The 23,445-nt window shown below is 69.1% G+C and carries 23 protein-coding genes and 1 tRNA gene; 10 read left to right on the plus strand and 14 right to left on the minus strand.

Annotation, left to right across the window (positions count from 1 at the left end; translation table 11 throughout):
- Window positions 1–119: 119 nt before the first annotated feature.
- On the minus strand, window positions 120–326 hold the full coding sequence (gene bldC, locus VFA06_RS04160) for a developmental transcriptional regulator BldC (RefSeq protein WP_324839035.1): 207 nt from the start codon (window positions 324–326) through the stop codon (window positions 120–122).
- A 503-nt stretch (window positions 327–829) separates the two neighbouring features.
- On the opposite strand from bldC, the gene VFA06_RS04165 reads away from it, so the two are divergent.
- Both VFA06_RS04165 and VFA06_RS04170 read left to right on the plus strand, forming a co-directional pair.
- The gene (locus VFA06_RS04165; protein WP_414639822.1) at window positions 830–1,897 is read left to right on the plus strand and encodes a Glu/Leu/Phe/Val family dehydrogenase; all 1,068 of its coding nucleotides are present in this window, start codon (window positions 830–832) and stop codon (window positions 1,895–1,897) included.
- A 403-nt stretch (window positions 1,898–2,300) separates the two neighbouring features.
- Entirely contained in the window at window positions 2,301–2,573 is a 273-nt protein-coding gene (locus VFA06_RS04170) for a DUF3073 domain-containing protein (RefSeq protein WP_324839037.1), read from the plus strand.
- Window positions 2,574–2,763: 190 nt separating this feature from the next.
- Here VFA06_RS04170 and purM read toward each other — a convergent pair whose 3' ends face one another.
- From purM to purD, 10 genes are all read right to left on the minus strand, one after another.
- Complete coding sequence (gene purM / locus VFA06_RS04175; protein WP_324839038.1) at window positions 2,764–3,846, minus strand: phosphoribosylformylglycinamidine cyclo-ligase; 1,083 nt, start codon at window positions 3,844–3,846, stop codon at window positions 2,764–2,766.
- 102 nt (window positions 3,847–3,948) lie between these two features.
- A complete protein-coding gene (gene purF, locus VFA06_RS04180) occupies window positions 3,949–5,442 on the minus strand; it encodes an amidophosphoribosyltransferase (protein WP_324839039.1) in 1,494 nt (497 codons plus the stop codon).
- Between the two features lie 151 nt (window positions 5,443–5,593).
- Complete coding sequence (locus VFA06_RS04185; RefSeq protein WP_324839040.1) at window positions 5,594–5,926, minus strand: sterol carrier family protein; 333 nt, start codon at window positions 5,924–5,926, stop codon at window positions 5,594–5,596.
- A 13-nt stretch (window positions 5,927–5,939) separates the two neighbouring features.
- Window positions 5,940–8,240, minus strand: a complete 2,301-nt coding sequence (gene purL / locus VFA06_RS04190; RefSeq protein ID WP_324839041.1) for a phosphoribosylformylglycinamidine synthase subunit PurL — start codon at window positions 8,238–8,240, stop codon at window positions 5,940–5,942.
- Window positions 8,240–8,926, minus strand: a complete 687-nt coding sequence (gene purQ, locus VFA06_RS04195; protein WP_324839042.1) for a phosphoribosylformylglycinamidine synthase subunit PurQ — start codon at window positions 8,924–8,926, stop codon at window positions 8,240–8,242. The genes purL and purQ overlap by 1 nt, the downstream gene beginning before the upstream one ends.
- Window positions 8,926–9,237, minus strand: a complete 312-nt coding sequence (gene purS, locus VFA06_RS04200) for a phosphoribosylformylglycinamidine synthase subunit PurS (RefSeq protein WP_324839043.1) — start codon at window positions 9,235–9,237, stop codon at window positions 8,926–8,928. The genes purQ and purS overlap by 1 nt, the downstream gene beginning before the upstream one ends.
- Window positions 9,238–9,595: 358 nt before the next feature.
- Entirely contained in the window at window positions 9,596–10,606 is a 1,011-nt protein-coding gene (locus tag VFA06_RS04205; protein WP_324839044.1) for a phosphoribosylaminoimidazolesuccinocarboxamide synthase, read from the minus strand.
- Between the two features lies 1 nt (window position 10,607).
- Window positions 10,608–11,918: an adenylosuccinate lyase gene (purB, locus tag VFA06_RS04210; RefSeq protein WP_324839045.1), complete on the minus strand. Its 1,311-nt coding sequence runs from the start codon at window positions 11,916–11,918 to the stop codon at window positions 10,608–10,610.
- Between the two features lie 177 nt (window positions 11,919–12,095).
- Window positions 12,096–13,178: a hypothetical protein gene (locus tag VFA06_RS04215; RefSeq protein WP_324839046.1), complete on the minus strand. Its 1,083-nt coding sequence runs from the start codon at window positions 13,176–13,178 to the stop codon at window positions 12,096–12,098.
- Window positions 13,179–13,675: 497 nt separating this feature from the next.
- Window positions 13,676–14,938 (minus strand): phosphoribosylamine--glycine ligase, encoded by a 1,263-nt coding sequence (gene purD, locus VFA06_RS04220; protein ID WP_324839047.1) that lies wholly within the window; start codon window positions 14,936–14,938, stop codon window positions 13,676–13,678.
- 63 nt (window positions 14,939–15,001) lie between these two features.
- On the opposite strand from purD, the gene VFA06_RS04225 reads away from it, so the two are divergent.
- The 5 genes from VFA06_RS04225 to VFA06_RS04245 all read left to right on the plus strand — a co-directional run bounded on the left by VFA06_RS04225 (window position 15,002) and on the right by VFA06_RS04245 (window position 17,938).
- Complete coding sequence (locus VFA06_RS04225; protein ID WP_324839048.1) at window positions 15,002–15,583, plus strand: nitroreductase family protein; 582 nt, start codon at window positions 15,002–15,004, stop codon at window positions 15,581–15,583.
- Window positions 15,584–15,591: 8 nt separating this feature from the next.
- On the plus strand, window positions 15,592–16,257 hold the full coding sequence (locus VFA06_RS04230; protein ID WP_324839049.1) for an HAD family hydrolase: 666 nt from the start codon (window positions 15,592–15,594) through the stop codon (window positions 16,255–16,257).
- A gap of 99 nt (window positions 16,258–16,356) precedes the next feature.
- Window positions 16,357–16,827, plus strand: coding sequence for a pyridoxamine 5'-phosphate oxidase family protein (locus tag VFA06_RS04235; RefSeq protein ID WP_324839050.1), 471 nt, complete (start codon window positions 16,357–16,359; stop codon window positions 16,825–16,827).
- A 62-nt stretch (window positions 16,828–16,889) separates the two neighbouring features.
- Window positions 16,890–17,369, plus strand: a complete 480-nt coding sequence (locus VFA06_RS04240; protein ID WP_324839051.1) for a cupin domain-containing protein — start codon at window positions 16,890–16,892, stop codon at window positions 17,367–17,369.
- A gap of 53 nt (window positions 17,370–17,422) precedes the next feature.
- A complete protein-coding gene (locus VFA06_RS04245; RefSeq protein ID WP_324839052.1) occupies window positions 17,423–17,938 on the plus strand; it encodes a hypothetical protein in 516 nt (171 codons plus the stop codon).
- A gap of 66 nt (window positions 17,939–18,004) precedes the next feature.
- Here VFA06_RS04245 and VFA06_RS04250 read toward each other — a convergent pair.
- Window positions 18,005–18,078: transfer RNA gene (locus VFA06_RS04250), tRNA-Gly, on the minus strand.
- A gap of 149 nt (window positions 18,079–18,227) precedes the next feature.
- On the opposite strand from VFA06_RS04250, the gene dcd reads away from it, so the two are divergent.
- From dcd to VFA06_RS04265, 3 genes are all read left to right on the plus strand, one after another.
- Window positions 18,228–18,806, plus strand: a complete 579-nt coding sequence (dcd, locus tag VFA06_RS04255) for a dCTP deaminase (protein ID WP_324839053.1) — start codon at window positions 18,228–18,230, stop codon at window positions 18,804–18,806.
- A 56-nt stretch (window positions 18,807–18,862) separates the two neighbouring features.
- Window positions 18,863–19,324 carry a hypothetical protein gene (locus VFA06_RS04260; RefSeq protein ID WP_324839054.1) on the plus strand — a complete coding sequence of 154 codons (462 nt, stop codon included), beginning with the start codon at window positions 18,863–18,865 and terminating at the stop codon, window positions 19,322–19,324.
- A 78-nt stretch (window positions 19,325–19,402) separates the two neighbouring features.
- Entirely contained in the window at window positions 19,403–20,278 is an 876-nt protein-coding gene (locus VFA06_RS04265) for a hypothetical protein (RefSeq protein ID WP_324839055.1), read from the plus strand.
- 82 nt (window positions 20,279–20,360) lie between these two features.
- Here VFA06_RS04265 and VFA06_RS04270 read toward each other — a convergent pair whose 3' ends face one another.
- Together VFA06_RS04270 and VFA06_RS04275 are read right to left on the minus strand one after the other, a co-directional pair.
- Window positions 20,361–20,990, minus strand: coding sequence for a hypothetical protein (locus VFA06_RS04270; protein ID WP_324839056.1), 630 nt, complete (start codon window positions 20,988–20,990; stop codon window positions 20,361–20,363).
- A gap of 132 nt (window positions 20,991–21,122) precedes the next feature.
- The gene (locus tag VFA06_RS04275; RefSeq protein WP_324839057.1) at window positions 21,123–23,372 is read right to left on the minus strand and encodes a (Fe-S)-binding protein; all 2,250 of its coding nucleotides are present in this window, start codon (window positions 23,370–23,372) and stop codon (window positions 21,123–21,125) included.
- Window positions 23,373–23,445: the final 73 nt, after the last annotated feature.

A 23,445-nucleotide genomic window follows, 5' to 3' on the forward strand; every position in this document is an offset into this window, starting at 1 on the left:
GCCGCCCTCCGCTTCCCCCAGCACCGGCGTCGTGGCAGCGCGAAGCCGGCCCGCGCGGTGTCTCCCGCGCGGACCGGCTTTGTCTTTCCCGTGTGTAGCCGGTGCTCCCGTAGCGGCTTTCAGCCCTCGGTGCGCTGCGCCGGGATGCCGGCCAGCAGCGCCCGAACCTCGGCCTCACGGTAACGGCGGTGCCCGCCGAGCGTGCGGATCGAGGTGAGCTTGCCGGCCTTCGCCCAGCGGGTCACCGTCTTCGGGTCCACCCGGAACATCGTCGCGACCTCAGCCGGGGTCAGCAGCGGCTCCGCCTCAGGCGTACGCGCGGTCATGAACGGCCTCCTCCAAGTGAACGGGACGCTCCACGCGCCCCGATTCGGTTGGATCCTCCCCGATGGCCCGTCATGCCCGTGCTGTCCGCTTTTGGGCGTGTCGGTGATCGGACGAACGTCTTGTCGTTCAAGAACTAGAACTACACCATCCGGAGCGGTTTGGCGGCGAAGTCTATGAAATCGATACACAGGACCCACAACTTCGCCGAAACGCCCGAGCCTGTCATTTGCGGACAGTAGCGACACGGTGACGGGTCGTCACGCGCAGTACTCCCGTGCGAATCCCCAGCCCCGAACCGGACAAGTCATGACAGGATATGGATCCGCACGGCCTGGGGGAAGCCCCGGTGCGCACCGAACGGCTCAAGCGGCTCTACGCTGGGCGCAGGCTTGACTGCGCACTCGAAAAGGAGTCCCGAGCAGTGACCAACACCGTCGCCACAAGCGCCCCGGTAACCACGCCTTCCCCCTCACCCTTCCAGACCGACGGTCCCGAGCAGGTCGTGTACTGCCACGACGAACCCAGCGGGCTGCGTGCGATCATCGCGATCCACTCGACCGCGCTCGGCCCGGCCCTCGGCGGAACCCGCTTCTACCCGTACCCGAACGAGGCCGAAGCCCTGGCCGACGTGCTGAACCTGGCCCGCGGCATGGCCTACAAGAACGCCCTGGCCGGCCTGGACCTCGGCGGCGGCAAGGCGGTGATCATCGGGAACCCGGCCACCGACAAGACCGAGGCGCTGCTGCGCGCCTACGGCCGTTTCGTGCAGTCCCTCGGCGGCCGCTACTACACCGCCTGCGACGTCGGCACCTACGTCCCGGACATGGACCTGGTCGCCCGCGAGTGCGACTTCGTGACCGGCCGCTCGCCGGAGAACGGCGGCGCCGGCGACTCGTCGATCCTGACCGCGTTCGGCGTCTTCCAGGGCATGCGCGCCTGCGCCCAGGCCACCTGGAACGAGCCGACGCTGGCGGACCGCCGGGTCGGAATCGCCGGGGTGGGCAAGGTCGGTAGGCATCTGATCGCCCACCTGCTCGAGGACGGGGCGCGGATCACGGTCACCGACGTGAACTCGGCCGCGCTCGACTGGGTCCGCCGCAACCACCCCGAGGTCAAGATCGTCGACTCCACCGACGAGCTGATCAGGGCGGGTATCGACGTCTACGCGCCGTGCGCGCTCGGCGGTGCGCTGGACGACGAGACAGTCGCCGCCCTGTCCGCGTCGATCGTCTGCGGGGCCGCGAACAACCAGCTGGCGCACCCCGGCATCGACAAGGCGCTCGCCGACCGCGGGGTCCTGTACGCCCCGGACTACCTGGTCAACGCCGGCGGCGTGATCCAGGTCGGCGACGAGGCGGCGCACCTGCACCGCGGCGGCTTCTCCTTCGAACGCGCGCGCAAGCGGGCCGAGGGGATCTTCGACACGATGCTGAACATCCTGAAGCTGTCGGGTGAAGAGGGCGTGCCGCCGGCCGCGGCCGCCGACCGGCTCGCCGAGAACCGGATGCGGAACGTGTCGCGACTGCGCGGAATCCTCCTGCCGGAAGCGGCGCACGCGCGCCGCAGCTAGCCGGAATGGGCGGTTTGCGTGCATCGGGCCGCGGCCCACTCGGCCGAGGCCCGATGACCGCTGGGTGACCGCCGAGACACCGTTCGTGCGCGGCGCCGGACCGGGCGATCCTCGGATCCGGCGCCCCCGCGGCTTCGCGGGACGTAGTCGGACGCCGCAGCGTCCGTGTGCCAAATCGACCTGATACGCCGCCGCACTGTATCCTCGTGCGAGGTGTCCCTTCCCCGCTGATTCAAATCGCGGCTCGCGTGGCGTACCGATCCGGCGGGGAACCAGGTACCTTTGACTTTGTGACCGGTCCCGCGATCCCCACCGAGGCGCCGGTCGCAGAAGTGACTGCTGTCATTGATCATGTGTCGAGACCCGGGGCCGAGAGCGCCCCGTCGTTGAGGGGGTCGAGCCAATGGGGCGCGGCCGGGCCAAGGCCAAGCAGACGAGGGTCGCCCGCCAGCTGAAGTACAGCGGCGGTGCGACGGATTTGGATCGTTTGCGGTCTGAACTGGGCGTCGGGGATTCGCGGAGGAACGGCGCCGAGGAGCACGACCTCGACGAGCGCTACGCGACCTGGGCGGACCAGGACGACGAAGACGACGACGAGGAAGCGGAAGAGGACGAGGAGGACGAGAGTCCTTACCGGCCTCAGGGGAGCAACGGCAGCCGTCATCGCGCCGGTTAGTCGACCTTCAAGGCGCTCGACTCGAGTCGAGCGCCTGCTTTTTGCTCAGAACCCGCGCTTCTAGGCACCGTTCCGGTTGCCGTCCCGGCGGTCAGATGACCGCCGTTACCGCACCGCCATGTTCGCCGTACGGCTGGAGCGATACGCGTGCGTTAGATCGGTCACATCGCGGATCGGATCTGAGGCGGGGTCAGCTCGCGTAGTTGCCGTTCAGGGCGGCGCTTCCCGGTGCGTCAGCGCTGCCACCCCGCTCGATTACACCGAGCAGCCAAGCGTCCTGTTCCAGATCCCGCAGCGCTGCCAGCGTCGCGTCCGCCGTGTCGGCCGGGACGACTGCGACCATGCCGACACCCATGTTCAAGGTGCGCTCCAGTTCCTCGCCGGCCATCTGCCCGACCGCGCCGACCAGCTCGAATACCGGGGCCGGGCGCCAGGTCGAGCGGTCGAGCCGGGCGTGCAGGCCGGCCGGGATCACCCGGGCCAGGTTCGCGGCCAGGCCGCCGCCGGTGATGTGCGCGTAGGCGTGCACTTCGACCCGCCGGGCGAGTTCCAGGCAGGTCAGCGCGTAGATCCTGGTCGGCTCCAGCAGTTCCTCGCCGAGGGTCCGGCCGAACTCGGGCACCTGGCGGTCCAGTGACCAGCCGGCCTGGTTCAGCAGCACGTGCCGGACCAAGGAGTATCCGTTCGAGTGCAGCCCCGAGGAGGCCAGCGCGATCACCGCATCGCCCTCCCGGATGCGCTCGGGGCCGAGCAGCGCGTCCGCCTCGACGACGCCCGTGGCAGCGCCCGCGACGTCGTACTCATCGGGGTCGAGCAGACCGGGGTGCTCGGCGGTCTCCCCGCCGACCAGTGCGCAGCCCGCCTGCACACACGCCTCTGCGATACCGCGGACGATCGCTGCGATCCGCTCGGGCACGACTTTGCCGGTGGCGATGTAGTCGGTCATGAACAGCGGCTCGGCGCCGCACACCACCAGGTCGTCCACGACCATGCCGACCAGGTCGAAGCCGATGGTGTGGTGCACGTCCATCCGCTGCGCGATGGCCACCTTGGTGCCGACGCCGTCGGTGGAGGTGGCCAGCAGCGGCCGCCGGTACGCCGTCAGCTTCGAGGCGTCGAACAGGCCGGCGAAGCCGCCGAGACCGCCGAGCACCTCGGGCCGGGTCGCCTTGGCGACCCACTGCTTCATCAGCTCGACCGCGCGGTCGCCGGCCTCGATGTCGACGCCGGCCGCCGCGTAGGTGGCGCCGCCGGGACGGGGGTTGTCGGTCACGGTGGTTCCTTCGTCGGCCGCGAACGGCGCGGTCACGGTCAGGGGGCGGGCGGCGCGAGCCGCGGATCGGTGTGTGAGCGGGCGGGTGTCGGGCGGCCGCGGTCAGGGCCGGGCGAGGGCGGAGGCCGCCGCGGCGGGGACCTCGAGCAGGTGCTTGCCGAGCTGTTCCGGGTTGGGCAGCTCGACCGGGTAGACGCCGTCGAAGCAGGCGCGGCACAGGCGTTCGGTCGGGATCGTGGTCGCCTCGACCATGCCCTCGATGGAGATGTAGCCGAGCGAGTCGGCGCCCAGGGACGCGGCGATCTCCTCGGTGCTCAGGCCATTGGCGATCAGCTCGGCGCGGGTGGCGAAGTCGATGCCGTAGAAGCACGGCCACTTCACCGGCGGCGAGGAGATCCGGACGTGTACTTCCTTCGCGCCCGCCTCACGCAGCATCCGGACGAGCGCGCGCTGCGTGTTACCGCGCACGATCGAATCGTCGACCACGATCAGGCGCTTGCCTTCGATGACCTCGCGCAGCGGGTTGAGCTTGAGGCGGATGCCCAGCTGACGGATCGTCTGGCTCGGCTGGATGAAGGTGCGTCCGACGTAGGCGTTCTTGACCAGGCCCTGGCCGTACGGGATGCCGGACTGCTCGGCGTATCCGATCGCGGCGGGGGTGCCGGACTCGGGGGTCGGGATCACCAGGTCGGCCTCGACCGGGTGCTCCCGGGCCAGCCGGCGGCCCATCTCGACGCGCGAGGCGTTGACAGAGCGTCCGGCGATCGCGGTGTCGGGGCGGGCCAGGTAGACGTACTCGAAGACGCAGCCCTTGGGGTCCGGCACCGCGAAGCGGCGGCTGCGCAGTCCGTTCTCGTCGATGGCGATCAGCTCGCCGGGCTCGACCTCGCGCACGTACGCGGCGCCGACGATGTCGAGCGCGGCGGTCTCGCTGGCCACGACGTAGCCGCGTTCCAGCCGGCCGAGCACCAGCGGCCGGATGCCCTGCGGGTCCCGGGCGGCGTAGAGGGTGGTCTCGTCCATGAAGACGAGGGAGAAGGCGCCGCGCACCTGGGGCAGGATGTCGGCGGCGGCGTCCTCGATCGACCGGCCGGTCTGGCTGGCCAGCAGCTCGGTCATCAGGTCGCTGTCCGAGGTGGCGCCGCGGTCCTTGCCGATCAGCTCGCCGTTGGCCCGGGCCTCGGAGACCAGGCGGGCCAGCTCGGCGGTGTTGGTGAGGTTGCCGTTGTGGCCGAGCGCGAGCGCGCCGTGGCCGGTGGCGCGGAAGGTCGGCTGGGCGTTCTCCCAGACCGAGGAGCCGGTGGTGGAGTAGCGGGTGTGGCCGATCGCGAGGTGGCCCTGCAGCGAGCCGAGCGTGGCCTCGTCGAAGACCTGGGAGACCAGGCCCATGTCCTTGTAGACCAGGATCTGGGTGCCGTTGGACACCGCGATGCCGGCTGATTCCTGGCCGCGGTGCTGCAGGGCGTAGAGGCCGAAGTAGCTGAGCTTGGCGACTTCCTCCCCCGGAGCCCACACCCCGAACACCCCGCAGGCGTCCTGCGGGCCTTTTTCGTGGGGGAAGGTTTCGTGAGAGAGACGTCCGTCAGGGCGAGTCACGCTTCCAGCTTACGTGATCGGCGAGCGCTTTCAGACCGTCGGTTGATACCGCTGGTAGACCGTCGGTTTATATCGCAACGTCAACCCCATGCGACCGGGCACCGGGGCGCGACCTGCTTTCATCCCATCGTGTCGGACAGTGCTCGGTCGCTCACGGGAAAGGCAGGTAGGCGGACAGGTCGCTGCGCGGCCCGCTGGCGCTGATCCGGCCGGTGGCGACGCCTTCCGCCCAATCCAGTTCGCCGAGCGCCAGGTCGAGCCAGGTGGCGGCGTCGAGTTCGACGACGTTCGGGGGCGTGCCCCGGGTGTGCCGCGGCCCTTCGATGCACTGCACGGCGACGAACGGCGGCACCCGCAGCTCGACGGCGTGGCCGGGGCTGCGCTCGGCGAAGGCCCGCACGCTGGTCTTGATGAGCGCGCTGAGCGCCGCCCGGTCGCCGGGGACGAGCCCGGCGCGGGCGGCGCTCAGCTCCTGACGGTCCATCAGCTGATCGTGCCTAACCGAAGAGCGCCGGGAAGGTGCCGGTGTGCGCGCGGCGCAGCTCCTCCAGCGGGATGGAGAACTGGCCCTGCACCTCCACGGCGTCGCCGTCGACGACGCCGATGCGTGCGACCGGAAGTCCGCGGAACCGGCACATGTCGGTGAACCTCAGCTCCTCGCTGCGCGGCACGGCGACGACGGCGCGGCCGGCGGACTCGGAGAAGAGGGCGACGAACGGGTCGAGTTCGTCGGGCAGCACGATCCGGGCACCGTGGCCGCCGCGAAGCGCCGACTCGACGATCGCCTGGATCAGCCCGCCGTCGGACAGGTCGTGCGCGGCCGAGAGCATCCCGTCGCGGGAACCGGCGATCAGCACCTCGGCGAGCAGCCGCTCGCGTTCCAGGTCGACCTTGGGCGGCAGGCCGCCGAGGTGGCCGTGCACGACGTGCGCCCACTCCGAGCCGCCGAACTCGTCGCGGGTGTCGCCGAGCAGCAGCAGGATGTCACCCTCGGCCTCGAAGGCGAGGCGGGTGCGTCGGGTGACATCGTCGATCACGCCCAGGACGCCGACGATCGGGGTGGGGTGGATCGCCTGATTGTTGGTCTGGTTGTAGAAGGAGACGTTTCCTCCGGTGACCGGGGTGCCGAGCACCTGGCAGGCGTCGGCCAGACCGCGGGTCGCCTCGGCGAACTGCCACATGACCTCGGGGTCCTCCGGGGAGCCGAAGTTGAGGCAGTCGGTCACGGCGAGCGGCCTGGCGCCGGTGGCGGCCACGTTGCGGTAGGCCTCGGCGAGCGCGAGCTGCGCGCCGGCGTACGGGTCGAGCTTGGTGTAGCGGCCGTTCCCGTCGGTGGACAGCGCGATGCCGAGGTTCGATTCCTCGTCGAGGCGCAGCATCCCGGAGTCCTCGCCGTGCGCGAGGACCGTGTTGCCGCGTACCCGGTGGTCGTACTGCTCGACCACCCAGCGCTTGTCCGCGAGGTTCGGGCTGGCCAGCAGCCGCAGCACGGTCTCGCGCAGCTCCTCGCCGGTCTTCGGGCGGCTGAGCGAGTCGGGCACGGCGGCCTGGAGGCCGTCCTGCCAGTCCGGGCGGTGGTAGGGACGGTGGTAGACCGGGCCCTGGTGCGCGAGGGTGCGCGGATCGACGTCGACGATCGTCTCGCCGTGCCAGGTCATCCGCAGCCGGCCGGTGTCGGTGACCGTGCCGATGACGGTCGCGGTGACGTCCCACTTCTCGCAGAGCGCGAAGAAGCGCTCGACGTTGGCGGGGGTGACCACCGCCATCATGCGCTCCTGGGACTCGCTCATCAGGATCTCTTCGGGCACCAGCGTGGCGTCCCGCAGCGGGGCGAGGTCGAGCTGGACGTCCATGCCGCCGACGCCCGCGCTCACCATCCCGGCGGCGGCGAGCTCGGTGGTCGCACAGGACAGTCCGGCCGCGCCGAGGTCCTGGATGCCGACCACGAGGTCCTCGGCGAAGATCTCCAGGCAGCACTCGATCAGCACCTTCTCCATGAAGGGGTCGCCGACCTGGACTGAGGGACGCTTGGAGGGGCGGCCGTCATCGAAGGTGGCCGAGGCGAGCACCGAGGCCCCGCCGATCCCGTCCCCGCCGGTGCGCGCGCCGAACAGCACCACCTTGTTGCCGGGTCCGTGCGCCTGGGCGAGCTTGATCTCGCTCTTCTTCATGACGCCGACCGCGAGCGCGTTCACCAGCGGGTTGCCCGCATAGCAGGGGTCGAAGACGACCTCGCCGCCGATGTTGGGCAGGCCGAGCGAGTTGCCATAGCCGCCGATGCCGCGCACCACGCCTGGAAGCACCCGGTGCGTGTCCGCGGCGTCGGCCGCGCCGAAACGCAGCGGGTCCATGACCGCGATCGGCCGGGCACCCATGGTCAGGATGTCGCGGACGATGCCGCCGACGCCGGTGGCCGCGCCCTGATACGGCTCGACGTACGAGGGGTGGTTGTGCGACTCGATCTTGAAAGTGACGGCCAGGTCGCCGCCGACGTCCACGACTCCGGCGTTCTCGCCCGGCCCGACCAGCAGGAAGTCGACCTCCGGCGCCTTCTCGCCGAACTGCTTGAGGTGCACCTTCGAGGACTTGTAGGAGCAGTGCTCGGACCACATGACCGAGTACATCGCCAGCTCCGAGGAGGTGGGCCGGCGGCCCAGGATCTCCCGGATGCGGTCGTATTCGTCGGGCTTTACGCCGAGCGCCCCGTAGGGCTGCTCGACCTCAGGCGTCGCTGCGGCGTTCTCGACGGTGTCGACCGTGTAGTGCTGCGGGGCGCTCTGCGCGGGCTGAGTAGTCATCAGGCGGCCACCAGCTGCTTGAGGATCGAGGTGAAGAAGGGCAGTCCATCGGTCGCGGGGCCCGGATAGGGCCCGGTCAGCTCTTCGACGGCGTGCTCCGGGTGCGGCATCAGGCCAACGACGTTGCCGGCGGCGTTGGCGATCCCGGCGATGTCACGGGCCGAGCCGTTCGGGTTGTCGAGGTAGCGTGCGATGACCCGGCCCTCGGCTTCGAGCTCGTCGAGCGTGTGCTCGTCGGCGGTGAACCGGCCCTCGCCGTTCTTGATCGGGATCACGATCTCCTGGCCGACGGAGTAGTCGGCGGTCCACGCGGTGGCCGTGGACTCGACGCGCAGCCGCTCGTCGCGGTTGATGAAGAGCAGGCCGCCGTTGCGGATGAGGGCGCCGGGCAGCAGGTGCGATTCGCAGAGCACCTGGAAGCCGTTGCAAATGCCGAGCACGGGCAGGCCTTCCCGTGCGCCGGCGATCACCGCTTCCATGACCGGCGAGAAGCGTGCGATGGCTCCGGCGCGCAGGTAGTCGCCGTAGGAGAACCCGCCCGGCAGGATGACGGCGTCGACCTGACGCAGGTCGGCGTCGCGGTGCCAGAGCGCGACCGGCTCGGCGCCGACGAGGGCGACCGCCCGCAGCGCGTCCTGGTCGTCCTGGCTGCCGGGGAAAGTGACCACACCGATGCGTGCGGACATCAGCCGGCCGTCCGCTCGGCCGAGGTCGAGGTTGCCGCCGCAGGCGCAGCCGTAGCCGAGTCCACGGCGCCGTCGAAGCGCACCTCGTACTGCTCGATCACCGTGTTGGCGAGCAGCTTCTCGGCGATCTCGCGGGCCCGGGCCAGCGCGGCGTCGTTCGCCGGGCCGTCCAGTTCGATCTCGAAGCGCTTGCCCTGGCGCACGTCCACGATGCCGTCGAAGCCCAGCCGAGGCAGTGCCCGCTGCACGGCCTGTCCCTGGGGATCGAGAATTTCCGGCTTTAGCATGACATCGACCACGACACGTGCCATGTGCACTCCCACTGGTGTCAGCAACGGCTCTCGGCAGCCCACGGCCGCGGGCTGTCCTGCTGTTGGCGGTAGGACAAAGCCTACCTGGGCGCGGCCGATGGCCCTGCCGTGCTGATCCCAGTCGGCAGGGTACGGACGACCGCTCGGATGGATGAGCGGGTGGCCCGATAGGCGGGCGGCCGGATCGGCGACCAACGGCGCCGCTAGCCGCGGACGCCCCGGTGCTGCCAGACCCCAGACTCGTGCGCCCGGGACCAAACGGCGCCGCTAGCCGCGGACCACCCCAGCGCTGCCAAACCCCAGACTCGTGCGCCCAGGCGGCAGCGCTGGGGTCGCTGCGGAGACCCGCGCCGCGCCGCTACTGGAAGCGGCGGCCGGTCAGGCGCTCGTAAGCCTCGACGTACCGGTCCCGGGTGCGCTCCACCACCTCAGGCGGCAGCGGGGGCGGGGGCTGGTCGGACTTCGGGTCCCAGCCGGACTCCGGGGAGGTCAGCCAGTCGCGCACGAACTGCTTGTCGAACGACGGCTGCGACCGCCCGGGCTGCCACTGGTCGACCGGCCAGAACCGGGACGAGTCGGGCGTCAGTACTTCGTCGGCGAGCACGATCGTGCCGTCGGCCCGCCTGCCGAACTCGAACTTGGTGTCCGCGAGGACGATCCCGCGGTCCAGCGCGATGTCCCGGGCGGCCGAATACACGGTCAGCGTGAGGCGGCGCAGTTCCTCGGCGACCGCCGCGCCTGTGCGCTCGACGACCTCCGCAAAGGAGATGTTCTCGTCGTGCTCGCCCAGATCGGCCTTGGCCGCAGGGGTGAACAGCGGCTCGTCCAGCCGTGAGCCGTCCACCAGCCCTTCGGGGAGCGGGAGTCCGCACACTGTGCCGGACACCCGGTACTCGGCGAGACCCGAGCCGGCCAGGTAACCGCGGGCCACACACTCGATCAGGAGCATGTCGAGCCGCTCGCAGAGCATCGACCGGCCGCGCAGCGCGTCCGCGGCACCGGCGAGTTCGGCCGGGTACTGCTCGGGATCAGCCGAGATCACATGATTCGGGACCAGGTCCGCCAGGCGCTCGAACCACCAGAGCGAAAGCTGGGTCAGGATCCGGCCCTTGTCCGGGATCGGCGTCTCCAGCACGTAGTCGAAAGCCGAGATCCGGTCGGAGGCGACCAGGAGCAGCCGATCGCCGACTGCATAGAGCTCGCGGATCTTGCCGGAGCCGAGGTGCACCGCGCCGGGGATTGTGATGCCGCTGGCCGTCGGCGTGGTGCTTTTCGTGGCAGCGGTCGTGGTCGCGGCCGCGGCGCTTGTTGCTTGGCCGGTCGGGTCGGGAGCGGAGCCGGACGTCGCGGAGGGGGGAGTCGTCGCCATGTCAGCTCAGCTCCGCCAGCCGGTCGAACATGCCGGACAGGTTCGCGACGAAACGCTCGGGGCGGCACACCTCGTCGAGCCGGGCCTCGTCGATCTTCAGGCCCGCCGTCGCCGCCTCCTCGCGCAGCGTCTCGCGGAACGGGCGCCCGGTCTCCCAGGTCTTCATGGCCGCGCGCTGGGTGAGCGGGTACGCCTCGGTGTCGCGGGCCAGCCCCATCTCGACCAGCTCCAGCAGCACGGCGGAGGTGTAGATCAGCCCGCCGGTGGACTCGAGGTTCGCCTTCATCCGGTCGGCGTCCACCACCAGCCCGCTCATCAGGCGGATCGTCAGATTGAGCATGTAGTCGAGCCCGATGGAGGCGTCCGGCAGCGCGACCCGCTCGGTCGAGGAGTGCGAGATGTCCCGCTCGTGCCACAGCGGAATACCCTCCATGACCGGCACGACCTGGGCGCGCACGATACGCGCCAGGCCGGCCAGCCGCTCCGACATGATCGGGTTCTTCTTGTGCGGCATCGCGGAGGAGCCCTTCTGGCCCTTGCCGAAGGGTTCCCAGAGCTCCCGCACCTCGGTGCGCTGCCCGTGCCGCACCTCCAGGGCGATGGCCTCGAGCACGGTGGCCATGACCGCCAGCGCGCTGACCCACTCGGAGATCCCGTCCCGGATGACCACCTGGGTCGAGACCTCCGCCGCCTTCAGCCCGAGCTTGTCCGCGACGTACCGTTCCACGGCCGGATCGATATTCGAGTACGTACCGACCGCTCCGGAGATCGCCATCACACCCACGGCCGCGCGCGCGGCGCGGATCCGGTCACGCGACCGCGCGACCGCGAAGGCGAAGTCCGCCACCCGGTGGCCCCATACGTCCGGCTCGCCGTGGATGCCGTGCGTGCGCCCGACGCGCAGCGTGCCGCGGTGCACGAGGGCGTGGTCGCGAAGCACCGCCACCAAGCGGTCCGCCTTCTCCAGGAGCAGATCGCTCGCCTCCACCAGTTGGAGGGCGAGAGCGGTGTCGAGCAGGTCGGAGGAGGTCATCCCGAAGTGCACGTAGGCGGCCGCCTCGCGCGGTTCGGTGTTGTCGGCCCAGGCGGAGAGGAACGCGATCACGTCGTGCTGGGTGACTGCCTCGATCTCGGCGACCGCCTCCGGTGTCGGGGCGGGTGCTTTGCGCACGGCTTCCAGCGCATCGGCCGGCACCGTTCCTGCGGCGGCGTGCGCTTCCATGACCAGGGTCTCGACCTGGCACCACAGCTCGTATTTGTGGGCCTCGCTCCACACGCGGCCCATTTCCGGGAGGGTGTACCGTCCGATCACGGCGGACTGCTCCTTATCAACGGATTCAGCGGGACAGACCTGGCCCGCCGAAGTCCATTCTCCATGAGCGCAAGTGGCCGCGCGGATTTCGTCGCGAAGCTGTGGATAAGGGCTGTGGATAACTGATTCGCCCCGCGGGGCGTGCAGGCGGCGGCGGAGAAGGCCGTGGCCTGCGACTCAGGTTCGAAGGCCGCCCGCGTGCGCGATCCAATCCCGTAGCGCGGCGAAATCGGCGTTGTCCAGCAGGCCGTGGACGAGTTCGTCGACGGGCACCACGCGCCCGGCCCGATCGCGCAGGATCACGCCGTCGAGCCAGTCGACATCCCACTGCGCGAGATCAAGGTCGACCATTCCGCACTGCACCACGGCGCGCAGGCCGGCGGCGAGTTCGCCGGCGCCGTGCGGCCCGGCGTCGGCCTCAAGCAGCGCGCGGACCTTCGCTATCAACGGATGATCCGGAGCGTCCGCCGCCTCCGCGCGCAGCGCCGGCTCGGCAACCTCGGCCACGTAACGCGACCACGGCAGCGGCTGGTCGATCCGCTTCCCTTCGTAAACGAGAGGCGCGAGCGCTGACACGGCACGGTCCACCTCGCCCGGCTCGTCGAGCAGGTCACAGGCCGGGCGTTCGGTGAGCCGGTCCGCGAGGCCGAGCCCGACCCGGTCGCGCTGGCCGAGTTCGGTGAGCGCGGCCACCAGCGCGGCATTCAGCGTCTCCGGCGCCCGTCCGCGGTGCCAGGCCGGCATGGCGAGCCTGGTCAGCAGTCGATCCCAGCCGACGGCGACCAGACCGGCCTGCTCGTGGGCGTAGACGCGGCTCGCCGGTTCGACGATGCGCGCCCGTTCGGCCGCCGCCGCCCCGATCGCTCGCTCCATGGCCTCGGCGCGGATCCGGCAGGCCTCGGCCACCGCGACGATCACGGAACGCGGCCACGGCGGGCAGCCGTGGACCTCGGCGATATCGAGTCGGCGGACGAGCCTGCGCGCTTTGCCGATGAGGGTGTCGTGCGCCGCGTCCATGCCAGCCAGCACCGGAGCGAGCAGCCCACGCAGTTCGCTGACCCGCAGCCACCACAGGAACGGCGCGCCGATGACCAGGACCGGGCCCTCCGGCCGTGGTTCGAGCCAGGCGTCGCAGTCCGGGGACAGCTCAAGACCGACCGGCTCACTCACCCCGAGAGCTGCCGTGACCTGGCGTACCGCGAGCATCAGTTCGCCGTAACCGCCGTCCTCCGGAGCGACCGTAGGTGAAAGCGGCGGCACGATGCGATGGAAACGCAGCAGTGGCCACACGCAGAGCGCGGCTATCAGCGCTGTGACGAGTAGGCCGATAAGGAGTGGCAGGACGGAAAGGGCAGCGGCGGATATGGCACCGGCGGCCGCGATCCAGCAACCCGCGGCCAGCCGGCAGATCCGCGTAATGGCGCGGGCCTGACGGACGGCGCTGGTCGAGGCCGCGGTCAACCGTGCTCACCCCGAATCGTGAACGCGGGATCGCCGAGCCGCCGGCCGGGACACCGCGGGTCGGCCGACACCGGCCCGGCCCACTCAACACCCCGGTCGCGCCGCCGATCAGCCAGCGCGATCCTTGCGATGGCCGAGCGCGTGAAACGCTCCCTGCTTCGCAGCGTAGCGCCGGCCGAGAATTGTGGGCATGCGGGCCGTCGGCTTTTCCGCTCGTTCGGGTGAGGTTCTTGATCCGACTGAACCGCGTGGTCAGAGGCGTAACCACAGAGCATCTACGGACGGTTGCGGATCTGTCACGGAACGCTGATCAGACCCGAGATCGCTTTGGCCGCGATGTCCGTCCGGTGGTGTCCACCGGACAGCTGGATTTGGCCAAGCGCGGCGTACGCCAGATCCCGAGCACTCGCAAGATCGGCCGCCCGGCCCGTCACGGCGAGCACTCGGCCGCCGGATGCCACCAGCTCTCCCGCATCATTCGTTGCGGTACCGGCGTGATACACGGTCACCGCACCGGTTGCCTCGGCTTCGTCGGTGCCCGTGATCCGATCGCCGCCGCGAGGCGTGCCCGGGTAGCCAGCTGCGGCAAGGACAACGGTGACTGCGGCGCCGTCGTGCCACTGAAGCGGCTCGACCTCACCCAGCGTTCCCGTCGCCGCATGGTGCAGCAATTGCGCGAGCGGACTCTTGAGCAGTGGCAGAACGACCTGCGTCTCTGGGTCGCCGAAGCGCGCGTTGAACTCGATGACTCGCACGCCGCGCTTCGTGAGAGCAAGCCCTGCGTAGAGGAGTCCGACGAACGGCGTGCCTTGGCGGCGCAACTCATCCACGGTGGGCTGAAGGACACGCTCAAGGACGTCTGCAACCAGGTTCTCCGGCGCCCAGGGCAGCGGCGAGTAGGCGCCCATGCCGCCGGTGTTCGGTCCCGCGTCGTCGTCGCCGACTCGCTTGAAGTCCTGAGCTGGCTGCAGCGGCAAGACCGTGGTGCCGTCGGTCAGCGCGAAGAGCGAGACCTCCGGTCCGTCGAGATACTCCTCGATCACGACGCGGCCGCACGCGTTGGCGTGCGCGAGTGCGGCGTCTCTGTCTTCCGTCACCACGACGCCCTTACCCGCCGCGAGTGCATCGTCCTTGACGACGTAAGGCGGACCGAAGGCGTCCAACGCACGCGCGGCTTCCTCAGGCTTCGAACACACGAAGGCTTCGGCGGTCGGTACGCCGGCCGCGGCCATCACGTCCTTCGAGAACGCCTTCGAGCCCTCAAGTTGGGCGGCCGCCTTTGAAGGACCGAAGACGGCGATGCCTGCCGCGCGTACGGCATCTGCGACCCCTGCTACAAGCGGTGCCTCCGGGCCGACGACGACGAGGTCAGCGCCGAGCTCAACGGCAAGTTCCGCCACCGCGTCCGGATCGAGTGGGTTCACCGGGCGCAGCTCGGCGACCGCGGCGATGCCGGGATTGCCGGGGGCGCAGTACAGCGCGGTCACGGACTCGTCGAGGCTTAGCGCGTGGCAGATGGCGTGCTCGCGTCCGCCGCCACCGATGACCAGGATCTTCACGCACCCACCCTATAAGCCACCGGGCTTGACGCAGGCCGTCCGGGCGCGCATAAGGTCAACGGCATGGAACTTCAGGACGCGATCCGCAAGCGCAGGATGGTCCGTACCTTCGACTCCAGTCGCCCGGTGCCTGAGAAGGCGTTGGAGCGGATCCTGCACAACGGAACGCGGGCACCCTCGGCGGGTTTTTCGCAGGGTCAGGCGTGGCTCGTGCTGCGTGACGCGGACCTGGAGAAGTTCTGGCAGTTCGGCTCGGACGCGGTGTCCGACTCAGTGCGTACCGCGCCGCTGGTCATCATTCCGTTCTCTTGCAAGCGCGTATACCTTGACCGTTACGCACAGCCGGATAAGGGGTGGACGGACCGCGACGAGTCACGGTGGCCGGTTCCGTTCTGGCATATCGACACTGGAATGGCGGCAATGCTGCAACTGCTCACTGTGGTCGACGAAGGCCTGGGGGCGCTTTATTTCGGGATCGTGCCCGAGCAGGTCCAACCGTTCAAGAACGCGTTCGGGGTGCCGGACGACTACGAGCCGATCGGTGCCATCGCGATCGGTTACGACGCGGAGACCGAGAAGCGTGACCTGCGTGCGCGCCGCAGCCCGATCGAGAGCATGGTGCATTACGGGACGTGGTCGCGTTGAGCAGTGCGATGGCCAAGACGACGGCGCCCAAGTTCGCGTTATTCGACCTCGACAACACCCTCGTGGACCAGAGCGGCGCGCTGCGTGAGTGGGCCGAGCACTTTGTCGCGGACCGCGGGCTGGACCCGGCCGCGGTGGACTTCCTCGCGGTGAAGAGCTCGATCGCGGCGACCTGGACCGAGTACGCGGCCGACTTCAAGCGCCACTTCCAACTGGCGGACAGCGTCGAGCAACTGGTCCGCGACGTGACCGAGACGTATCCGCGTTACTTCGCACTGGATGATGCGGTAGCGGAGGGGTTGCGGCTGCTACGCGCCGACGGCTGGCGTTTAGGCATCGTCACCAACGGCGCGACGATCATGCAGAGTGCGAAGATCGACCAGGTGGGGCTGCGTGACTTGGTCGACGGCGTGTTCATCTCGGAGGCGGAAGGCTCCCGCAAGCCGGAACGGCGGATCTTCGAGCAGGCGGCGGCCAAGCTGGGAGTGCAGCTGGGTCAGCGCAACGGCTGGATGGTCGGCGACACGCTGGACGCTGACGTGGCGGGCGGAGTGGGCGCCGGCCTGCGGACGATTTGGCTGCAGGGCGACTATGCGCTGACCACGGCAGATCCCCAGCCACACCACATCTGCGCCTCGATCGCCGACGCCCTCAAGCTGCTCGCCGACGCCTGACCGGCCGGCCGGAACGATCCGCGACCACGGCTGCGACCGCGACCGCAATCGGAGCGGAGGCCATCGCGATTGTCGGTGCGGGCGGCGAGACTTGTAGCCATGGCAACCTGGGAGCAGTTCGCGCAGGCGGAACCGGAGTTCGCGGCGGCCGTGTGGGCACGTTTCGCCACGACGAAGCACCACGTGCTCGCGACGTTGCGCCAGGACGGCTCGCCGCGAGTCAGCGGCACCGAAGTGAACCTCGTCGGGCCCAACCTCACCATCGGCTCGATGCTCAACGCGATGAAGGCCCTCGATCTGCGCCGGGACGGCCGCTTCGCCCTGCACGCCAATCCGGGCGACGGATCGATGGCCGGCGGCGACGCGAAGCTCGCGGGGACAGCCACCGAGATCACCGATCCGCAGCTCAAGCGCGCCGCCCTCGACGGCATGGAAGGCGACCCGGGCCCGTTCCACCTCTTCCACCTCGACCTCACCCAGGTCGTGCTCACCTCGCTGGCCCCGACCAACGACTACCTGCGCATCCAGACCTGGCATCCCGGTGAGGCGATCCGGGAGGAGCGCCGCTGACCCGGCAATCGTCCAGGCAACGCGCAGAGCAGACCCGAGGAAGAGCGTAGACCGGAGGAACAATGTCGTACCCCACCGAGGCACAGAGCGGCACGGCCCGATACCGCGCGGCCGCGGACGTCGAGCAGGTCAACTTCAAGTCAGGCGCGTCGACGCGCTTCGTCGCACCTGGTTCAGTCACCAACGGCCAGTTCGGCCTGTTCGAGTGGAACCTGCCAGAGAACGGCGGTGGCCCAGATCCGCACTTCCACAAGACCTTCTCCGAGTCCTTCTATGTGCGGAGCGGAACGGTCGGCCTCTTCGACGGCGAGCGGTGGGTCAGCGCGCGCCCAGGCGATTTCCTCTACGTCCCGCAGAACGGCATCCACGCGTTCCGCAACGACGGGGACTCGCCGGCGTCGATGCTCATCCTCTTCGCTCCGGCTCCGCCTCGGGAAAAGTACTTCCGCGAACTGGCCGAGGTCGCCGAGTCCGGCCGTACCCTTTCGTACGACGAGTGGACGGAGCTCTTCGCGAGGCACGACCAGTACCGCGCCGAGTAAGCGCGTAGGCAGCGTAGGCAAGAACAACACAACAGACGGGAACGGGATCCGCAATGAGCACACCTATGCCCCCAGGCGATCCCGGCGTAGGACCAGGCTGGGGCTCGTCGTCCGGGTCCGGACCGTGGGACGCGCCCCCGCCGGGCTGGCAGAACGCGAACTCCGGCTCCTACTCCTACCCGGGCGTGCCTCAGGCCGGCGGTCCCGCGATGACGCTGGTGACCATCGGCGACATCATGTGCACCCAGACGGAAGTGATCACGCCGAGCGGACGAGCTCCCATCGGCCGGGTCACCTGGTCGTTCACTGACATGTCGCGCACCACCAAGTCGATCCCGACCTGGGCGATCGTGTGCACCGTGATCTTCTTTTTCTTCTGCCTGCTGGGCCTGCTCTTCCTCCTCGCGAAGGAGGAGCGCACCGAGGGCTTCGCGCAGGTCGTGGTCCAGGGCCCGGGCCTGCTGCATCAGGTGCAGCTGCCGGTCTCGTCGGTAGCGCAGCTCTACGACATCAACGCGCGCGTCGGTTACGCCCGCGGCCTGTCCATTGCGGCCCAGTCAGCAGGCTGAGAAAAGCGAGCTGGGCAAGCAGAAAGGCCAGGCGGTCCGTTACCGGACTGACCTGGCCTGTCGCTGTGGAGCGGGTGACGGGAATCGAACCCGCGCTGTCAGCTTGGGAAGCTGATGTTCTACCATTGAACTACACCCGCAGGAGCTGGCTGCTGTGGCCTGCCCTTCGGGGGCGGGCCGAGGGCCAGGTTACCAGATGGCGACGCCGCGTGGCGTTGCATCGGCGGCCGGGGTGGCGCGGGGCGCGGACTGGTTGGTCGGGTCGCGGATGGCGCGATACGGTCGGTGGGTGTTGCTCTCAGACAAGGACCTGCGCTCCGAAATCGGGGCAGGACGGGTGCGGGTCGAGCCGTTCGACGACTCGATGGTGCAGCCGTCGTCGATCGACGTGCGGTTGGACCGGTTCTTCCGGGTGTTCGAGAACCACCGGTACCCGCACATCGACCCGGCGCAGGAGCAGCCGGACCTGACGCGGCTGGTCGAGCCCGAAGGGGACGAGCCGTTCATCCTGCACCCGGGGGAGTTCGTGCTGGGGTCGACCTACGAGGTCATCACCCTGCCGGACGACATCGCGTCGCGGCTGGAGGGCAAGTCGAGCTTGGGGCGGCTGGGGCTGCTTACGCACTCCACGGCGGGGTTCATCGACCCGGGGTTCTCAGGGCATGTGACGCTGGAGCTGTCGAACGTCGCGACGCTGCCGATCAAGCTGTGGCCGGGGATGAAGATCGGGCAGCTGTGCATGTTCAGGCTGTCCTCTCCCGCCGAGCATCCGTACGGGTCGGCGGTGTACGGATCGCGGTACCAGGGGCAGCGAGGGCCGACGCCGTCGCGGTCGTACTTGAACTTTCATCGCACGAAGGTGTCTTGAGGCGCTGGTGTCTTGAGGCGCTGAAGATCGAGAAGTGAAGCGGGGATGGGGCAGCCATGCGTTGGCCTATGGGCGCCGAGGACGCGGACGTGGTGACGGTGTACGCACCGCGGCTTGCAGATCCGGACGAGGTGTTGGCGGCGGTCAGTGCGCTTGGAACCGGTGACACGTTCTGCGCGATGGTGCCCGAGGACAGCGCCGGCTCCGAGGAGTTCGGGGCGGGGGAACCGGGCTACAGCGCGACGATTTCGGACACGGTGGCCACGTTCGTCCTGGAAGTGACGCAGGATCCGCTGTTCGGGGAACTGCCCGCGGCGTTGTCCGATTCCGGCTGGGATGCCTCGCTGCTGACGAGCTATCAGGTCTCGGTCGCGTCGCTGGGTCCCGGCTCGGACCGGCTGCGTTATCGGCTGGCGAAGACGCTGATGGAGGTGACCAGCGGCGTGTTGGTCGGGGCGGACGGCACGCAGATCGGCGTGGAGTCCCTGGCGGACGCGACGTGGGGCTCGCTCTGGTAGCGCAACGGTTGAGCCGATACGGGTGATTTATCGGCCTGCGCTCCGCGTTCCCATATGTCGCGCTGCGACAGTGAGGCCATGGAGCGTTGGAGCCTGAGCTTGTCCCGGGTCACCGGGCCGCTGCACGCGCGCGCGGTTCCGGGTCTGCGGCGGCCCGAGGAGCGGCCTGCCGATCCGGAGCGGCTGCTGAGCGACAATCCGGTGCTGCTGCTGGCCGGGCCGCGCACCGCCGCGTCGATCGAGGCGCTGGTACGCACGTGGAATCCGACACCGACGCGCGATGAGCACGGCGTGCTGCACGTTGCGGACGGGGTGCGTTGGCACGGGCCGTTCCGTCTGGATCCGACGCTGGCCGCGCAGTCGGAACTGCCCGGCGGTTGGTCAACCGGTTACGTAGCCGAGGCTCCCAGGCGCCGGGCGCGCATCCCGGACGGCCGCAACGCGGAAGCGCTGCGCAGGCGGTACCCGCGCGACATCCCGACCGGACCGGAGGCACTGGCGTGGTCTCTGGTGACCGGACTTGCCCGGCTGCTCGGCGGCGCGGCGCGCCTGCCAGGCTGCCCGCCCTATGTCGCGGAGCCACACGAGACCGTGTACTGCGTATACGGGCACGAAGCGCTCCCCTGGCAGGTGCTGCGTTCGGTACTCGGTCTGGCGATCCCGGACCTGGGACGAAACGGCGCCCTTGCGGCTAACGATTACTCCCTTGACCGGCCCGGCGCACTGGAGATTCGCGTGCAGCCGTTCGGTGCCGACGAGTTCCTCCCATACGCGCTCCGCTCTCGTGCGGACGACGGATGGCCGCACACGGTGTACCGCTTCAGCTGTGTGAAACAGGCGACGGCGGCTGAGACGGCGTCATTGATCGAGCGTGTGCGTAACGCCGCGGTGCTGCTGGCCGAGGTGATCGGTGGGGTGTTACTGGATGAGGATGGGTTTCCGGTCAACGCGTGAGTAGCGCTGCGTGCGTGAGCAGCGCTGGGTGCGTGAGCAGTGAGTGCGTAAGCAGTGAGTGCGTGAGCGGTCACCGCGTCAGCTAGCGCGGGACCTGCACGATGCACACGGCGGGGACGCCACACGTCAGTGACCCGGCGACCATGCCGGTGACGAGTGAACTGGAGCCCTTGATCGTGACGTTCGCCGGCCAGGCCGACACATCGACTGGTCCAGTCAGATTGCTGATTGCGACGTTCGCCTGATCGAGTCGCAGTGCGTTACCCACACGTATGTTGACGCGCGTGTCAGGAGGCGTGGTCAGCAGGACGTTCGCCATGCACAGCGAGTCGGGGCAACGCACAGACACGAACAGCGTCCCTGCGATCACACTCACCGCGCGCTGCGGACTGTCGAAGATGGTCGACCTGTCGGTCTCGTCCAGAGCCACCTCGCGCTGCGTGCTCGGCGAGCCTGTCACAGCCACCGATCCGTCACCGTCAACGACGACATCGACCTCGTATATGTGCTGATAGGTCGCGTTCGAGCGGCTGGTGTGCGTAACCCGATGCAGCCCGACGTCCGCGACGTACCCGAGCGCTGCGAGGACCGCGAGCGTCAGGATGATGACGAACAGGGCACGGAAGAGGGCTGCGAACCACAGCCGCACGCGGCCACGCTCGGTGGCCGCTTCCGGCGCCGCGGACTCGGGCGCTCGCGACTCGACCGACATGACCGGACCTCCACACGCGGGAACTCACAAGGCAACTGCGGAGCCTAGCGAATCTGACGCCGTGTGACAGCGGGACCGTGGTGGAAGCTCGGTCAGGTAGACGACTGAGATGCCCGGTGTGAGGGTTCTGGATTACGCGGAGGTGGACGACCCTGACGGCGCGCCGACCGAGGCCAGGGTGTCGGCTTCGTGTGCGTCCGGCTGCTTGACCGAGCGCAGCAGCAGTTGTGAGACGTCGACCACTTCCATCGACTCCGGCACCTCGCCGGACTGCTTGCGCGCGGTGATCGAGTCGCCGAGCATCACCAGGCAGTACGGGCAGGCTGTGGAGATGACGTCCGGGTTGGTGGACAGCGCCTCGTCCACCCGCTCGGTGTTGATCCGCTTGCCGATCCGCTCCTCCATCCACATCCGCGCGCCGCCCGCGCCGCAGCAGAAGCCGCGCTCCTTGCAGCGGTGCATCTCGGTGTTGCGCAGGCCGGGCACCTTGGCGATGATCTCGCGCGGCGGCGTGTAGACCTTGTTGTGCCGGCCGAGGTAGCACGGGTCGTGGTAGGTGATGTTCTGGTCGACCGGCGTCACCGGAGTCAGCCGGCCCTCGCTCACCAGGCGGTCGAGCAGCTGGGTGTGGTGGATGACCTCGAACTTGCCGCCGAGCTGCGGGTACTCGTTGGCAAGCGAGTTGAAGCAGTGCGGGCAGGTGGCCACGATCTTCTTCACCGGAGCGTCACCGAAGGCCTCGTTGAGCACTTCGACGTTCTGCTGCGCGAGCATCTGGAACAGGAACTCGTTGCCGAGGCGGCGGGCCGGGTCGCCGGTGCAGCTTTCGCCGCTGCCCAGGACGGCGAACTTCACGCCGGCGATGTGCAGCAGTTCGGCGAACGCCTTGGTGGTCTTCTTGGCACGGTCCTCAAGGGCGCCCGCGCAGCCCACCCAGTACAGGTACTCGGTCTCGGCAAGGTCCTCGATCGTCTCGCCGAGAACCGGGACCTCGAAGTCCACCTCGGAGATCCAGTCGAGGCGCTTCTTCGCGGGCATGCCCCACGGATTGCCCTTGTTCTCCAGGTTCTTGAGCATCGCGCCCGCCTCGGACGGGAACGAGGACTCGATCATCACCTGGTAGCGACGCATGTCGACGATGTGGTCCACGTGCTCGATGTCGACAGGGCACTGTTCGACGCACGCACCGCACGTCGTGCAGGACCACAACGCCTCAGCGGCGATGACCGCGTTGTCCTCGGGCGAGCCGACGAAAGGGCGCTCCAGCTCTGCGAGAGCGGAGGCGGGTACCGCAGCGAGCTGATCGGCGCTCGCCTTCTCGTTGCCCTCGGCGTCCATACCGCCCCCGGCAAGCAGATAGGGCGCCTTGGCGTGTGCGTGGTCGCGCAGTGAAAGCACGACCAGCTTCGGGGAGAGCGGCTTGCCCGTGTTCCATGCCGGGCACTGGTCCTGGCAGCGGCCGCACTCGGTGCACGTGGAGAAGTCCAGCAGGCCCTTCCAGGTGAAGTCCTCGACCTTGCCCACGCCGAAGACGTCGTCCTCCTTGGGATCCTCGAAGTCGATCGGCACCCCGTTGGACAGCATCGGGTTCAGCGCGCCCAGCGCGGTGCCGCCGTCCGCCTTCTTCTTGAACCAGATGTTGAGGAAGGCCAGGAAGCGGTGCCAGGCCACGCCCATGTTCGCGTTGAGCGAGATCGTGATCATCCAGGCGAAGGAGATCACGATCTTGAGCGTGGCGAACAAGTAGACCAGGTTCTCCAGGGTGCCGGCCGACGCCCCGGCGAACAGCCGGGAGACCGGGTAGGAGAAGAAGAAGTGGATCGAGAACCGGCCGCCGTCCTCCAGCACGTTCTCCACGCCGCGCAGCGCGAAGATGCACAGCAGCACGCCGAGGATCGTGTACTCGACGTAGTACGCCTGCCACATCACCGAGCCGTAGAAGCGCGACGTGCGCTCATCGGACTTGCGGCTCGGCCGGATGGCCAGCCGGACGATCATCAGCGCCACGATGCCGATCAGACCGAGGAAGCTGAACAGCTCGGTGACGAACTCGTACGGCCACCAGCGGCCGATCAACGGGAGCTGGAAGCGGGGGTCGAAGAGCTGGCCGAACGCCGTCACCAGGGTGAAGAACAGCAGGCCGAAGGAGACCATGACGGCCCAGTGCGCCGCGCCGATCCAGCGCTTGCCGCGCCGGGCGAGGCGGGTGTGGCCCAGGAACTCGCGCACCAGGTTCTTGGTGCGGGCGACCGGATCGCCGGTGCGGCCGGGGGCCGGCTGCCCGGCCGTGATCAGCCGGTACATCCGGGTGAGCACGCGTGCGAACAGCGCGAGGCCGACCGCGGCTATGCCGAGGGAGATGATGATCGCGGCGATGTGCATGGTTGAGCCGAGCTCCTGTATCGGTGCCGGGTGGTCCGTGAAACGCAGTCCTGAGCGCGCTAGGCGTCGCTTG

The sequence above is a fragment of the Actinocrinis sp. genome, from assembly GCF_035653575.1.
Taxonomy (GTDB): domain Bacteria; phylum Actinomycetota; class Actinomycetes; order Streptomycetales; family Catenulisporaceae; genus Actinocrinis.

Coding starts and splice junctions, on each gene's coding strand:
- VFA06_RS04245 (WP_324839052.1), top strand. CDS start 17,423: ATGAGCACACCTATGCCCCCAGGCGATCCCGGCGTAGGACCAGGCTGG.
- VFA06_RS04275 (WP_324839057.1), bottom strand. CDS start 23,372: ATGCACATCGCCGCGATCATCATCTCCCTCGGCATAGCCGCGGTCGGC.
- VFA06_RS04235 (WP_324839050.1), top strand. CDS start 16,357: ATGGCAACCTGGGAGCAGTTCGCGCAGGCGGAACCGGAGTTCGCGGCG.
- purQ (WP_324839042.1), bottom strand. CDS start 8,926: ATGTCCGCACGCATCGGTGTGGTCACTTTCCCCGGCAGCCAGGACGAC.
- VFA06_RS04240 (WP_324839051.1), top strand. CDS start 16,890: ATGTCGTACCCCACCGAGGCACAGAGCGGCACGGCCCGATACCGCGCG.
- purS (WP_324839043.1), bottom strand. CDS start 9,237: ATGGCACGTGTCGTGGTCGATGTCATGCTAAAGCCGGAAATTCTCGAT.
- bldC (WP_324839035.1), bottom strand. CDS start 326: ATGACCGCGCGTACGCCTGAGGCGGAGCCGCTGCTGACCCCGGCTGAG.
- VFA06_RS04225 (WP_324839048.1), top strand. CDS start 15,002: ATGGAACTTCAGGACGCGATCCGCAAGCGCAGGATGGTCCGTACCTTC.
- VFA06_RS04205 (WP_324839044.1), bottom strand. CDS start 10,606: ATGGCGACGACTCCCCCCTCCGCGACGTCCGGCTCCGCTCCCGACCCG.
- VFA06_RS04270 (WP_324839056.1), bottom strand. CDS start 20,990: ATGTCGGTCGAGTCGCGAGCGCCCGAGTCCGCGGCGCCGGAAGCGGCC.
- VFA06_RS04170 (WP_324839037.1), top strand. CDS start 2,301: ATGGGGCGCGGCCGGGCCAAGGCCAAGCAGACGAGGGTCGCCCGCCAG.
- VFA06_RS04265 (WP_324839055.1), top strand. CDS start 19,403: ATGGAGCGTTGGAGCCTGAGCTTGTCCCGGGTCACCGGGCCGCTGCAC.
- purL (WP_324839041.1), bottom strand. CDS start 8,240: ATGACTACTCAGCCCGCGCAGAGCGCCCCGCAGCACTACACGGTCGAC.
- VFA06_RS04260 (WP_324839054.1), top strand. CDS start 18,863: ATGCGTTGGCCTATGGGCGCCGAGGACGCGGACGTGGTGACGGTGTAC.
- VFA06_RS04185 (WP_324839040.1), bottom strand. CDS start 5,926: ATGGACCGTCAGGAGCTGAGCGCCGCCCGCGCCGGGCTCGTCCCCGGC.
- VFA06_RS04230 (WP_324839049.1), top strand. CDS start 15,592: ATGGCCAAGACGACGGCGCCCAAGTTCGCGTTATTCGACCTCGACAAC.